Source organism: Streptococcus mitis (assembly GCF_002096845.1).
Classification (GTDB): Bacteria; Bacillota; Bacilli; order Lactobacillales; family Streptococcaceae; genus Streptococcus; species Streptococcus mitis_A.
In genome coordinates, this window is sequence record NZ_NCVK01000018.1 from 152,135 (window position 1) to 164,048 (window position 11,914).

Annotated in this window: 12 protein-coding genes; 1 reads left to right on the forward strand and 11 read right to left on the reverse strand. The window is 39.6% G+C overall.

Annotation, left to right across the window (positions count from 1 at the left end; all coding sequences use genetic code 11):
• Positions 1 to 62: 62 nt before the first annotated feature.
• Positions 63 to 2,045 carry a peptide ABC transporter substrate-binding protein gene (locus tag B7695_RS05775; protein WP_084890372.1) on the reverse strand — a complete coding sequence of 661 codons (1,983 nt, stop codon included), beginning with the start codon at positions 2,043 to 2,045 and terminating at the stop codon, positions 63 to 65.
• A gap of 170 nt (positions 2,046 to 2,215) precedes the next feature.
• Between B7695_RS05775 and B7695_RS05780 the strand changes: the two genes are divergently transcribed.
• A complete protein-coding gene (locus B7695_RS05780; protein ID WP_084890374.1) occupies positions 2,216 to 3,229 on the forward strand; it encodes a lactonase family protein in 1,014 nt (337 codons plus the stop codon).
• Positions 3,230 to 3,273: 44 nt separating this feature from the next.
• Here the strand turns inward: B7695_RS05780 and B7695_RS05785 are convergent, their stop codons facing one another.
• The 10 genes from B7695_RS05785 to B7695_RS05835 all read right to left on the reverse strand — a co-directional run bounded on the left by B7695_RS05785 (position 3,274) and on the right by B7695_RS05835 (position 11,673).
• Positions 3,274 to 3,693 carry a F0F1 ATP synthase subunit epsilon gene (locus tag B7695_RS05785; protein ID WP_000068043.1) on the reverse strand — a complete coding sequence of 140 codons (420 nt, stop codon included), beginning with the start codon at positions 3,691 to 3,693 and terminating at the stop codon, positions 3,274 to 3,276.
• Between the two features lie 10 nt (positions 3,694 to 3,703).
• Positions 3,704 to 5,110: a F0F1 ATP synthase subunit beta gene (gene atpD / locus B7695_RS05790; protein ID WP_000094357.1), complete on the reverse strand. Its 1,407-nt coding sequence runs from the start codon at positions 5,108 to 5,110 to the stop codon at positions 3,704 to 3,706.
• 199 nt (positions 5,111 to 5,309) lie between these two features.
• Positions 5,310 to 6,188, reverse strand: coding sequence for a F0F1 ATP synthase subunit gamma (locus B7695_RS05800; protein WP_000301220.1), 879 nt, complete (start codon positions 6,186 to 6,188; stop codon positions 5,310 to 5,312).
• Between the two features lie 15 nt (positions 6,189 to 6,203).
• On the reverse strand, positions 6,204 to 7,709 hold the full coding sequence (atpA, locus tag B7695_RS05805) for a F0F1 ATP synthase subunit alpha (protein ID WP_084890376.1): 1,506 nt from the start codon (positions 7,707 to 7,709) through the stop codon (positions 6,204 to 6,206).
• Between the two features lie 14 nt (positions 7,710 to 7,723).
• Positions 7,724 to 8,260: a F0F1 ATP synthase subunit delta gene (locus B7695_RS05810; protein WP_084890378.1), complete on the reverse strand. Its 537-nt coding sequence runs from the start codon at positions 8,258 to 8,260 to the stop codon at positions 7,724 to 7,726.
• Complete coding sequence (atpF, locus tag B7695_RS05815) at positions 8,260 to 8,754, reverse strand: F0F1 ATP synthase subunit B (protein WP_000558549.1); 495 nt, start codon at positions 8,752 to 8,754, stop codon at positions 8,260 to 8,262. The genes B7695_RS05810 and atpF overlap by 1 nt, the downstream gene beginning before the upstream one ends.
• Before the next feature lie 13 nt (positions 8,755 to 8,767).
• Positions 8,768 to 9,481 (reverse strand): F0F1 ATP synthase subunit A, encoded by a 714-nt coding sequence (gene atpB / locus B7695_RS05820; RefSeq protein ID WP_084890380.1) that lies wholly within the window; start codon positions 9,479 to 9,481, stop codon positions 8,768 to 8,770.
• A 32-nt stretch (positions 9,482 to 9,513) separates the two neighbouring features.
• Positions 9,514 to 9,714, reverse strand: a complete 201-nt coding sequence (locus B7695_RS05825; protein ID WP_001054559.1) for a F0F1 ATP synthase subunit C — start codon at positions 9,712 to 9,714, stop codon at positions 9,514 to 9,516.
• Positions 9,715 to 10,060: 346 nt separating this feature from the next.
• Complete coding sequence (locus B7695_RS05830) at positions 10,061 to 10,372, reverse strand: CHY zinc finger protein (protein ID WP_084890382.1); 312 nt, start codon at positions 10,370 to 10,372, stop codon at positions 10,061 to 10,063.
• Positions 10,373 to 10,386: 14 nt separating this feature from the next.
• Positions 10,387 to 11,673: a peptidase U32 family protein gene (locus B7695_RS05835; protein ID WP_049503610.1), complete on the reverse strand. Its 1,287-nt coding sequence runs from the start codon at positions 11,671 to 11,673 to the stop codon at positions 10,387 to 10,389.
• Positions 11,674 to 11,914: the final 241 nt, after the last annotated feature.

Consider the following 11,914-nt stretch of genomic DNA (forward strand, 5'->3'; position numbering starts at 1 on the left):
ACTCTTTTTTAAAGTGCTTACATAAAGTTTAAACAAAAATCCCCTCAAAAGAGGAGATTCAATTATTCTTGAATATGACGGTCTAAGTTCTTCTGATAATCAGCGTTTGATTTGGCTTTTTCATCAGCAAATTTCTTGCGGAACTCATCCATTTCTTTAGTAGTGACAATCTTATCTTGGAGTTTAAGATATTTATAGCTAAGTTCACCGGTCTTATCACCTACCCAACCATAGGCACCTGTTCCAAGAACTTTCTTCGTTACGAGCATTTGGGCACCGTTTGATTGTACAGGAATAACCAAGGCATTATCTGTTAACCAAGCTTGAGCTTTGGCATATTTGGCATATCGTTTTTCAAGATTTGTTTTCTCACTATTAGCATCAGTAATTAACTCTTTAAACTTATCTAAGCCAACAGCTTTGATTACTGAACTGTCTTTACCTGGTGTTACACCTAAGGAACTAAGAAGATTTGGTCCAGATGTTGGATCAAATATATCTAGATAAGTTGAAGGATCTGCGTAATCAGGTGACCATCCACTATTTACATTAATATCCCAGTCAGTATTAGTATTAGAAGTAGCTAGAACTGTCATACTTGACAATTCATCGTCAGAAACTTGTTGAATATCAACTACAACATTGTCTACTCCAATAGCTTCCTCGATGGATTGTTTATAAGATTGAGCTTGACGCACAAAATCTGGACGAGTAGAAGATACTGGAATATCTAAATGAATAGGGAACTGTACTCCATCAGCTTGAAGAGTTTTCTTAGCAGCTTCCAATTTAGCTTTAGCCTTATCTACATTATGAAGTGAATCCTGGGCATCATCAAGACTAACATCTTTCCAGACATTATCCAATTTATCCAATTCTGTCTTAGTAACTTGACCAAATGTTTGATCCCCTACTTGTACAAAGGTTGGAGGAGTGAAACTTGTCCGTAACTTACGAGGTGCTACTTCGTCCCCAAATACTTGAGAGATTCCTGCTTTACGATCTATAGCAAAAGCCAAGGATTGACGGAAATCTTTGTTCAGCAAAGCCTTCTTAGTAGATGATTTTTCTGCATCACTTGTTTTAGCGGTGTGATTGTAGGCAACACGGTCAATATTCGTCGAAATATAGAAAGTCGTTCCTTGTTGTTGACTATAAATAATGTTATCTTTGTATTTTTCTTTTAGCCGTTCATAGTTAGCAGAGTTTTTAAAGAGAGGTGCTGCAGGATAATTTCCTTCATCAAAACCACGTCCAAGAGAGTCTGCGTCCTGACCATCAAAGTAAGACAACTTAATATCATCAATAAAGACATTTTGTTTATCCCAATAGTTTTGGTTTTTAGTCATTTCAATAGAAGATTTAGATGTAAGACCTTTTAGAAGATAAGCCCCATTGTATAGAATGCTTGTTACATCAGTCGCCTTACCAAAGTCATCTCCTTTAGAAGCTAAAAAGTTTTCGCTAACAGGAGCAAGAACTCCCATTGTTGTCTTCGAATTCCAGAAAGATTCTGGATTGTTTAAAGTATAGACTACAGTATAATCGTCTGTTGCTTTTACACCAACAGTAGAAAAATCCGTTGTTTTCCCATTTACATAGTCATCCAATCCTTTGATAGAATCCTGTACAAGATAAAGTGCTTCTGATTTCTTGTCAGCTGCGTGTTTTAAACCAGTTACAAAGTCTTGAGCCTTAACTTCTCCATACTCTTCTCCTTCATTGGTATACCACTTGATACCCTTACGAATTTTATAGGTATAGGTCAAACCATCTTTGGAAACAGTCCAATCTTCTGCAACTGATGGTACTAGATTCCCGTATTGATCATTTTCTAGTAGTCCATCAATGACATTACCAGTAATCTGTTTTGTAGAATTTTTCCCCGAAACTGTATAATCCAGAGTCGCAGGATCTGATGAAAATACATAGGAATAAGTAACTGGTTTAGTTGCTTCTTTATTCCCATTACCAGATGAACAAGCTGCTAGAACAGCTGCTGAGAGTACAGCAACTCCAGCTGCTAAGAAAACACGTTTTTTCATAAAAAACTCCTTTGCAATTTGTATAGGATTATTATAGCACTTTTCAAAAGGAAAGCAATACAAAATCAGATTAAATTTGATATTTTATTATATGCATTTATATGTTATAGAGTTCCTCCAACTACAATTTTTGTGATATAATAGTCTTATCTTTATGTAGAGGTAAAGTTATGAAAGAAACTGTTTATTTTGGAACTTATACACGTCGTACTTCCCAAGGGATTTACAAGGCAGACTTCGATACAGAAACTGGTCAGCTTTCAAATCTAGAACTCTTTGCACCTGAACCAAGTCCGACCTATCTTGCCTTTGACCAAGACCAACATCTATATACAGTTGGTAGTCAAGAAGATAAGGGAGGAATTGCAGCCTATCAAACTGACGGGACTTTATTAAATCATGTCGTGGAAGAAGGAGCTCCCCACTGTTATGTTGCCGTTGATGAAAAGCGTGATTTGGTCTATGCAGCCAACTACCATAAAGGACAGGTCCTTGTTTATAAACGTCAGGAAGATGGTCGTCTTCTACTTAGTGATATAGATCAACATAATGGCCAAGGTCCACATGAAAACCAAGCTTCGCCCCATGTTCACTTTACAGACTTAACACCTGACCACTATCTAGTGACCTGCGACTTAGGTACTGACCAAGTCATCACTTATGATCTTGATTCAGAAGGAAAATTATCTAAGCTCTATACCTATCATAGCCAGCCAGGAGCAGGCTCACGCCATATCATTTTCCATAACCACTATAAAATCGCTTATCTGATTTGTGAACTCAATAGCACTATCGAGGTTCTAATCTACGATGGTGTTGGCGAATTTGAACGCATGCAAGTCATTTCAACTCTACCAGATGGTTATGAAGGCTTTAATGGTACTGCTGCTATTCGTCTCTCTAAAGACGGTAAATACCTCTACGCTTCTAACCGTGGCCATGATTCTATCGCAGTATATACAATCCTTGCGGACGGTAGCTTAGAGTTGTTAGAAATCGTTCCGACACATGGTCAGACTCCACGTGATTTTGATTTGACACCAGACCAAGAATTTGTCATTGCTGTCCATCAAGACTCTGACAATGCAACCGTTTTTAAACGCAATCCTGAAACTGGTCGTCTAGCAGAACTTTCCAACGACTTCCATGTTCCAGAAGCGGTCTGCATCAGTTTTGCCCCTTAAGAAAAAATAAAAAATGAACTTGGTAACTCAAGTTCATTTTTTTCTTATAGTCTTTTTCCGACATTAATCCGGTTAATGGCACGTTGCAAAGCAATCTTAGCACGACGTTCTTGGTCAATCAAGTTTTTATCTTGTGCTTCTTCAATTTCACGCTCTGCTCGAAGCTTGGCACGTTCTGCACGACTGATATCGATATCACGAGCACGTTCTGCAGAATCCGCAACGATTGTGATGGTATTATTGGCAATTTCAATAACGCCTCCGTTTACTGCAATCCAGTTCACGTGATCTTCATCATCAATACGCTTTACCTTTACTTCATCAACTGCTAAAACCGCAATCATATTTTCATGTCGTGGCAAGATCCCCATCTCACCATCCAGAGTTCGAACCGATACATAGCTGGCATGGTGATCATAGACGAGACCATCTGGTGTCACGATCTGGACAGTTAACTGAGCCATAGATCACCTCTTAAAATCCCATTTTTTCAGCTTTTGCAATCACATCTTCGATAGAACCTACACCACGGAAGGCATCTTCTGGCAAGTGGTCATGTTTACCATCAAGGATTTCCTTAAAGCCACGTACAGTTTCAGCAACTGGAACATAAGAACCTGGCTGACCAGTAAATTGTTCCGCAACGTTGAAGTTTTGTGACAAGAAGAACTGGATACGACGGGCACGAGCAACCAAGGTCTTTTCTTCATCAGAAAGCTCATCCATACCAAGGATAGCAATGATATCTTGCAATTCATGGTAACGTTGAAGGACACGTTTTACTTCAGCAGCAACTGCATAGTGCTCTTCTCCAACGATTTCAGGTGCCAAGGCACGTGAGCTTGAAGCAAGTGGGTCAACGGCTGGGTAGATACCCAATTGTACCAGCTTACGTTCCAAGTTTGTTGTTGAATCCAAGTGAGCGAAGGCTGTTGCTGGCGCTGGGTCAGTATAGTCATCCGCTGGCACATAGATAGCCTGGATAGAGGTTACAGAACCTTTCTTGGTTGATGTGATACGTTCTTGCAATTGACCCATTTCCGTAGCAAGTGTTGGTTGGTAACCAACGGCTGATGGCATACGACCCAAAAGGGCAGATACTTCTGAACCAGCCTGAGTGAAACGGAAGATATTATCGATAAAGAGAAGCACGTCTTGGCCTTCTACATCACGGAAGTATTCAGCGATTGTCAAACCAGTAAGGGCAACACGCATACGTGCTCCTGGCGGCTCATTCATCTGACCAAATACCATGGCTGTTTTCTCGATAACACCTGATTCTTTCATTTCCCAGTATAGGTCATTCCCCTCACGAGTACGTTCCCCAACACCAGTAAATACTGAAATACCACCGTGTTCTTGGGCAATGTTGTGAATCAATTCTTGAATCAAGACGGTTTTACCAACTCCGGCACCACCGAAAAGTCCAACCTTACCACCTTTAAGGTAAGGGGCAAGAAGGTCGATAACCTTAATCCCTGTTTCAAGGATTTCAGAAGAGGTAGACAACTCATCAAAAGTTGGAGCTTTTTTATGAATTGGCTGACGCTCTGCGTCTTCTGTGAAAGGAGCTTCCAAGTCAATGGTATCTCCCAAAACGTTGAAGACACGTCCCAAAGTTTCTTTACCTACTGGTACAGAGATTGGACGACCTGTGTCCAATACTTCCATTCCACGAGTCAACCCATCTGTTGATTCCATGGCGATAGTACGGACCATACCATCTCCCAACTCCAAGGCTACTTCAAGGACGATTTTTGTTTTTCTTTCGTCATTTTTGTAGACGACAAGTGCATTGTTAATCTCAGGAAGTTTTTCCCCTGCTGCAAACAAGACGTCTACAACGGGACCGATAACCTGAGCAATTTTACCTGAACTCATCTCCTTCTCCTATTCTATATAAGATACTGTCGGTTCCTAGCTCAACTAGGTCCTAATACTCTTCGAAAATCTCTTCAAACCACGTCAGCTCTATCTGCAACCTCAAAACAATGTTTTGAGCAGCCTGCGGCTAGCTTCCTAGTTTGCTCTTTGATTTTCATTGAGTATAAGTTCATTTTCATACGAGCTGGACTAGAGCCTATTCTAAGGCACTAGCTCCTGCTACGATTTCTGTAATTTCTTGTGTAATCGCCGCCTGTCTGGCACGGTTATACTGAATTGTCAAATCATTGATGACTTTCTTAGCATTATCTGTCGCTGTTTGCATGGCTGTCATACCGGCAGCATTTTCAGCTGTCTTGGCATCGATAATAGCCCCGTAAATCATACTTTCTGCAAACTGAGGCAACAACTGCTCCAAAATTTCTTCTCGGCCTGTCTCCAATTCAAAAGTCAAGCTGTAGTCTTCATCCGCTTCATTTGGATCCAAGTCAACAATCGGAAGCATTTGTTCCACACGCATTTGACTGGTTAGTGTGTTGACATGGTGGTTGTAACAGACATAGAGCTCATCAAAAAGTTCATTTTGATACATTTCAACAGTTTTTGAAATAATCTTACGAACTTCATCAAAGCTAGGTTGGTCTGCCAAGCCACGTAGTTCATAAAGTGGTTGAATACCACGAGCTTTAAAGAAATCAGCTCCCATTCCACCAATACAGATCATTTCAAAACCTGTACCATCTGGATGGTATTCTTCCTTCAACTCCATAACAGCTTTCAAAATAGAAGAATTATAACCTCCAACCAAACCGCGGTCTGAAGTAATGACGATATAGCCTGTCTTCTTAACTGGACGGCTAATCAACATCGGATTGGTTGAGCCACCAGCTCCATTACCATGAAGGATATCTGTCAAGAGCTTGCGAACTTTTTGAGCGTATACTTGGAAGTTACGAGCTGCTTCTTCAGAGCGACCTAGCTTAGCAGCCGATACCATTTGCATGGCATTAGTGATTTGACTCGTATTTTTTGTTGAGGCGATTTTTGTTTTAATATCATTTAGAGATACTGCCATCTGACACCTCTATTCTTATTGGAAGCTGGTTTGATTGAGAAACTCTGTAATCGCAGCATCCAAGACTGCTTCTTCTGGCAAGTCTTTTGTATCACGAATGGTTTCCAAAATCTCAGGATGTTGAGCATCAAAGAAGGCATGGAACTCTTCCTCGAAACGAACAATATCATCTACTGGAACAGTATCCAAGAAACCATGTGTCAAAGCATAAAGAATGGTTACTTGTTTCTCAACAGGCAATGGTTTGTGAACAGGTTGTTTCAAGACTTCAACTGTACGACGTCCACGGTTCAATTTAGCCTGTGTTGCTGCATCCAAGTCAGAACCAAACTTAGTGAAGGCTTCCAACTCACGGTATGAAGCAAGGTCGATACGAAGTGTACCAGCAACCTTCTTCATGGCTTTGATTTGTGCAGAACCACCTACACGTGATACAGATGAACCCGCATCGATGGCTGGACGAATACCCGCATTGAAGAGACCATCTCCAAGGAAGATTTGTCCGTCAGTGATAGAAATCACATTGGTTGCGATATAGGCAGAGATATCTCCTGCTTGTGTCTCGATAAATGGCAGGGCAGTAATTGAACCACCACCAAGTTCATCAGAAACTTTAGCTGAGCGCTCAAGCAAACGGCTGTGAAGATAGAAAACATCCCCTGGGAAAGCTTCACGACCTGGAGGACGACGAAGCAAGAGAGACAGTTCACGATAAGCTACCGCTTGTTTTGATAAATCATCATAAACGATCAAAACATGTTTTCCTTGGTACATAAATTCTTCTGCCATGGCAACCCCAGCATAAGGAGCTAGGAAAAGCAATGGAGATGGTTGTGAAGCAGAGGCAGTCACAACGATTGTGTAGTCCAAGGCACCGTACTGACGTAGTGTTTCTACTTGCGTACGAACTGTTGATTCTTTTTGTCCAATCGCTACGTAGATACAGATCATATCTTGACCTTTTTGGTTCAAGATTGTATCAATCGCAATGGTTGTTTTCCCTGTCTGACGGTCACCGATAATCAACTCACGTTGACCACGACCAATCGGTACAAGGGCGTCAATAGCTTTCAAACCAGTTTGCAATGGTTCTGATACAGACTTACGTTGCATAACACCAGGAGCTGGTGCTTCTACTGGACGAGTTTTATCAGTGTGGGTTTCTCCAAGACCGTCAACCGGACGACCAAGCGGATCCACAACACGACCAATCAGACTTTCACCTACTGGGACTTCCATGATTTTACCTGTACGGCGGATTGTATCGCCTTCACGGATATCTGTAAAGTCACCTAGGATGATAATACCAACGTCTGTTGACTCCAAGTTTTGAGCCATACCATAAGAGCCGTTTTCAAAAATCAACAACTCTCCACTCATAGCATTTTCAAGACCGTGAGCACGCGCGATACCATCCCCGATATAGGTTACAACACCTGTTTCAGCCACATCAAAATTGGGTTTGAAATTTTCAATTTGTTGCTTAATTAAAGCGCTGATTTCTTGTGCGTTAATTGCCAAAAGAACACCACTTTCTATTTCAAATTTTCTTTAACAACTTTAAGTTGTTGTTTAATACTCACATCAATTGTCTTGTGATTGGCAAAAATGACAAAACCACCAATGAGACTTTCATCGATTTGTTCTTTTACACTCCTTACTTTCAGAGACATTTTTTTCTCAATCAAAGGGAGCAAGCGACTCTTTTGTTCATCTGTTAAAGGATGAGCTGAAGCAATCGTCACTTCAAATCGATTTGTTTCTTTTTCAAGTCGGTTCAAGCAAGCTACAAGCACATCATAAAAAAGATTTGCTCTGTGATTGTATGCCAGAACCTGGATCAAGTTTTGCAATAAAGGTGACACAGAGTCTTGGAAGAAAGCAATTGTTTTTTCCTTATCCGACTCGTCTACTGCCACTTTTTTTAAAAAAGAAGGTAAACCTGTTTCTTCAGCAACTTGCTTGATTTGAGTCAAGTCTGAAAAGATGCGGTCTTCTTCTCCTTTTTCAAGTACCAATTGGACAAAAGGCATGCTGTATTTTTCAATTACCTTTACTGTTTTCTTGTCCATTAAGCTTCTCCTAGCTGATCGATATACTGATCAATGAGTTCTTTATGGGCATGACCGTCAAGGTTTTGTGAGATGATTTTACCAGCCAAGCTGATTGTCAAATCTGCTACCTCACCCTTAACGCTTTGTAAAGCTTCAGCTTTGTTTTGAGCAATTTCTTGGTTTGCTTTTTCTTTTAAGCGTCCTGCTTCTAGTTTAGCATCTGCTAAAATACTAGCCTTACTTTTCTCAGCTGTTTCTTTCGCATTCTCAATGATTGTCTTAGCTTCTTTACGGCTACCAGCCAATTCATCTTCGCGTTTTTGAGCCAATACTTCTGCTTTTTGACGTGCTTCTTCAGCTCTGTCAATATCTGAAGCAATTTTTTCAGCTCTTTCTTCGAAAATGCCTGTAATATTAGACCATGCAAATTTTTTAATCAAGACTAGCAAAAGGATAAAAGAGCCAGCGATTAAAATAAAATTACCAATTAATTCACCTACTGTTACGTGCATCAGTTACTCCTTTCTACTCTTCATCATTAATTTTATTTCCTAGGTACATAGAGGATAATAGTGTAAAGACATAGGCCTGTACACAAGAAATGAACACGGAAAATGCAGTCCAAACTAAGTTTGTCCCAAATGCGATTGGATACCAAAAAATAGCCTGATGTGAAAGTAAGAGAAGCAAGCTTGTCATTACTTCACCTGCAAAGATATTCCCAAAAATCCGCAAAGCAAGAGAAAGGAAATTCGTGACTTCTTCAAGTAGATTCATCGGTGTCATAAATGCAGGAGTTACAAAACCTTTTAGGTATTGTTTAATCCCACGACGACGAATCCCCTCAATATGCGCCATCACAATAATACAGAAAGACAAGACAAGGTCAAATGAAAGATTTGCAGTTGGCGATGTCCAAAGGTTTGTTCCATCTGTTGTTTGAAGTTTAGCCATCAAACCAAGATTATTGGCGATGACCATAAAAAGAAATAAACATAAGTAAAAGAGTGAGTAATCTTTCATGTAGTGGGAACCAAGGTTAGGTTCTGTAAATCCAATTACAAAATCATAGAGATACTCTAGTACATTTTGTTTACCTTTGGGTTTCAAGGTCATATTCCGACTTGCCCAATAGATAAATGTAAAAATCAGAAACACAGACAGCAAAGTCAAGGCTGTCAAAGTTAAATCAAAGGTAACAGGACCAATATTGATGGTTGGATTGATACTTTCTTCCATCTAACATTCTCCCTTCTCCAATTTATATTTCGTTATTTAATAATAAATGAGAAGACAAGAGTTACGAAGAAAGTTCCTTCAATAAAGGCAACCCCTAAAAACATCAAACTACGAAACTCAGCGATAATATCTGGTTGGCGAGCTACTGATTTCAACAAACCATTCATCAACATACCCTCACCAAGAGACACACCCATACAGGCAAGACATAGACCGAAAAATGTTAAATTCATGACGAATTCTCCTTTTAATTAAAATTTACTTACTTAGTTTAGTCCTAAAAATTGGATTTGTCAACTTTTTACTAACATTGAAAGCGTTTAATGAAAATTATTTACAATTTCACTATTTTTGAGTCTATTATATAGAAAACTTTGGAAAAAATTTGTAATAAATACAACTTTTATCAAGACCTTTCTGAAAAATATTGAAAAGATGCTGGGTAAAAAGGCTTGAAAATCAAAAAACTGTATAGTATAAAGTATTGAAAAACTTGATACTATACAGTTTATTATAAGAATATTTACTTCATTTTCTCTTGGAATTGAGTTTTAGACTACTTCAAAACTAGATGATTTGCTATTTAAAATAGCGTTCCTTATGATTTTGGCAACCTGGATTAAAGCGAGAAAAACAAAAGGGGCAACTTAAGCTTTCTTTATATTGCTTATATGTTAGTAGTTTTAGACAAACACCACATAAAATAGGCTTATCCTGTATCAAAGATAAGGGATAGGGCTCAAAAGGGTGATTTTCTAATGAATCATGACACCGATAACAAGCATAGTACTTTTTACAGTCATAGCATTGTAAAGCAATAATATCCAACTTGCTATGATAATGAATACATCTTGTTTGCTTATCTACTAAGAAACCCTGTGCCTCTGTCATTTACTTTTCCTTTCCTAAGCTCGAACTGTGACACTGGTTCCATCTTCTTTGTAGAGATTGATGAGTCCTTCTTTTAATGCACGAACCATGTCTCCTGCTTGAACAGGTTGAGGCACCTTGATTGTCAAGAGTTCCATTGGATTTGGAGCGCGGTCGATTTTATTGCCTTTGGCATCATGTAAATCTTCGATATAAGTTTCAAAATGACGGAAACCTGGGCCATAAAACTCAACTTGGTCCCCTTCGTTAATGACGTTCCGTTGACGAATAGTTGCTGTTTGTGTCGCATCATCATAAGAAACTACTTCAGCAACAAACTTGTACTCAGGAATTTTACGACGAGCACCGAATAACTGCTCATTTTCAGATGGTGTACCATAGTAGAAACCTGTTGCCAATTCACGTTGGGCAACCTTCCACATCTCATCAATCAAGTCTTGCTTGATAGCTTCAAATTTTTCTGGACTTTCTAAATAAGCATCAACAGCTGCCTTATAGCAGTTGGTTACTGTTGAAACATAGTGAATAGACTTCATACGTCCTTCAATCTTCAGACTGTCCACACCATTTTCAATCATATCTGGAATATGGTCAATCATAGACATATCAACGGCTGACATTGAAAATTCTTCAGGAATTTCACCCTTCAGACTCTTACGTTCTTTCCCAAATGGCATATCGTAAAGGTCGTACTTCCAACGGCAAGACTGAGAACATCCACCACGGTTGGCATCACGCATACTCATGTGATTTGAAAGAGTACAACGACCAGAGTAAGAAATACACATGGCACCATGTACAAAGGCTTCAATCTCAACATCTGTACGTTTGCGAATTTCTGCCAATTCTTCCATCGAAACCTCACGTGCCAAAACGACACGTGTTAAGCCCAGTTCTTTCCAGAACTCAAGAGTTTCATAGTTAGTTGCACTGGCTTGAGTTGAAAGGTGAATTTCAAGGCCTGGCGCTTCTGTCGCTGCAATCATAATCAATGCTGGGTCAGATACGATAACTGCTGCAATCCCGATATCACGCAGTTTACGGAACCACTCACCAGCCCCCTCTTCATTTCCTTCGTGCATAACCATGTTGGCAGCTACATAGACCTTTGCACCGTACTTGGCAGCAAACTGGACACCTTCTTCCATTTGTTCAAAGGTAAAGTTACCTGCACGGCTACGAAGACCATAGGCCTGACCACCGATAAAGACAGCATCTGCTCCATATTGAACAGCTACCTTTAGCTTCTCTAAAGTCCCTGCAGGCGATAAAACCTCAGGACGTTTTAATGTTTTTGTCATGTTTTCTCCTATTTGCAATATAAAAGTTTGACGTTTTTCCTTCTCATTTTATAGTAAATAAGCCATAAAATCAAGCCTAGACAGATTGTTTTGACAATTCTAATATTTTAGGTAACTTCTCAAAGTAACTTCCACTTACCTAACCGAAGTGGAAATTAGTCTAAAACGGATTTTTATGGTGGAATTAAGTATGAGACGTTTGAGTTAGAAATGAGATTCACTATGACAAAACATAAACACC

Coding starts and splice junctions, on each gene's coding strand:
- atpD (WP_000094357.1), bottom strand. CDS start 5,110: ATGAGTTCAGGTAAAATTGCTCAGGTTATCGGTCCCGTTGTAGACGTC.
- B7695_RS05830 (WP_084890382.1), bottom strand. CDS start 10,372: ATGACAGAGGCACAGGGTTTCTTAGTAGATAAGCAAACAAGATGTATT.
- atpF (WP_000558549.1), bottom strand. CDS start 8,754: ATGCACGTAACAGTAGGTGAATTAATTGGTAATTTTATTTTAATCGCT.
- B7695_RS05825 (WP_001054559.1), bottom strand. CDS start 9,714: ATGAATTTAACATTTTTCGGTCTATGTCTTGCCTGTATGGGTGTGTCT.
- B7695_RS05785 (WP_000068043.1), bottom strand. CDS start 3,693: ATGGCTCAGTTAACTGTCCAGATCGTGACACCAGATGGTCTCGTCTAT.
- B7695_RS05780 (WP_084890374.1), top strand. CDS start 2,216: ATGAAAGAAACTGTTTATTTTGGAACTTATACACGTCGTACTTCCCAA.
- B7695_RS05835 (WP_049503610.1), bottom strand. CDS start 11,673: ATGACAAAAACATTAAAACGTCCTGAGGTTTTATCGCCTGCAGGGACT.
- B7695_RS05810 (WP_084890378.1), bottom strand. CDS start 8,260: ATGGACAAGAAAACAGTAAAGGTAATTGAAAAATACAGCATGCCTTTT.
- B7695_RS05775 (WP_084890372.1), bottom strand. CDS start 2,045: ATGAAAAAACGTGTTTTCTTAGCAGCTGGAGTTGCTGTACTCTCAGCA.
- B7695_RS05800 (WP_000301220.1), bottom strand. CDS start 6,188: ATGGCAGTATCTCTAAATGATATTAAAACAAAAATCGCCTCAACAAAA.
- atpB (WP_084890380.1), bottom strand. CDS start 9,481: ATGGAAGAAAGTATCAATCCAACCATCAATATTGGTCCTGTTACCTTT.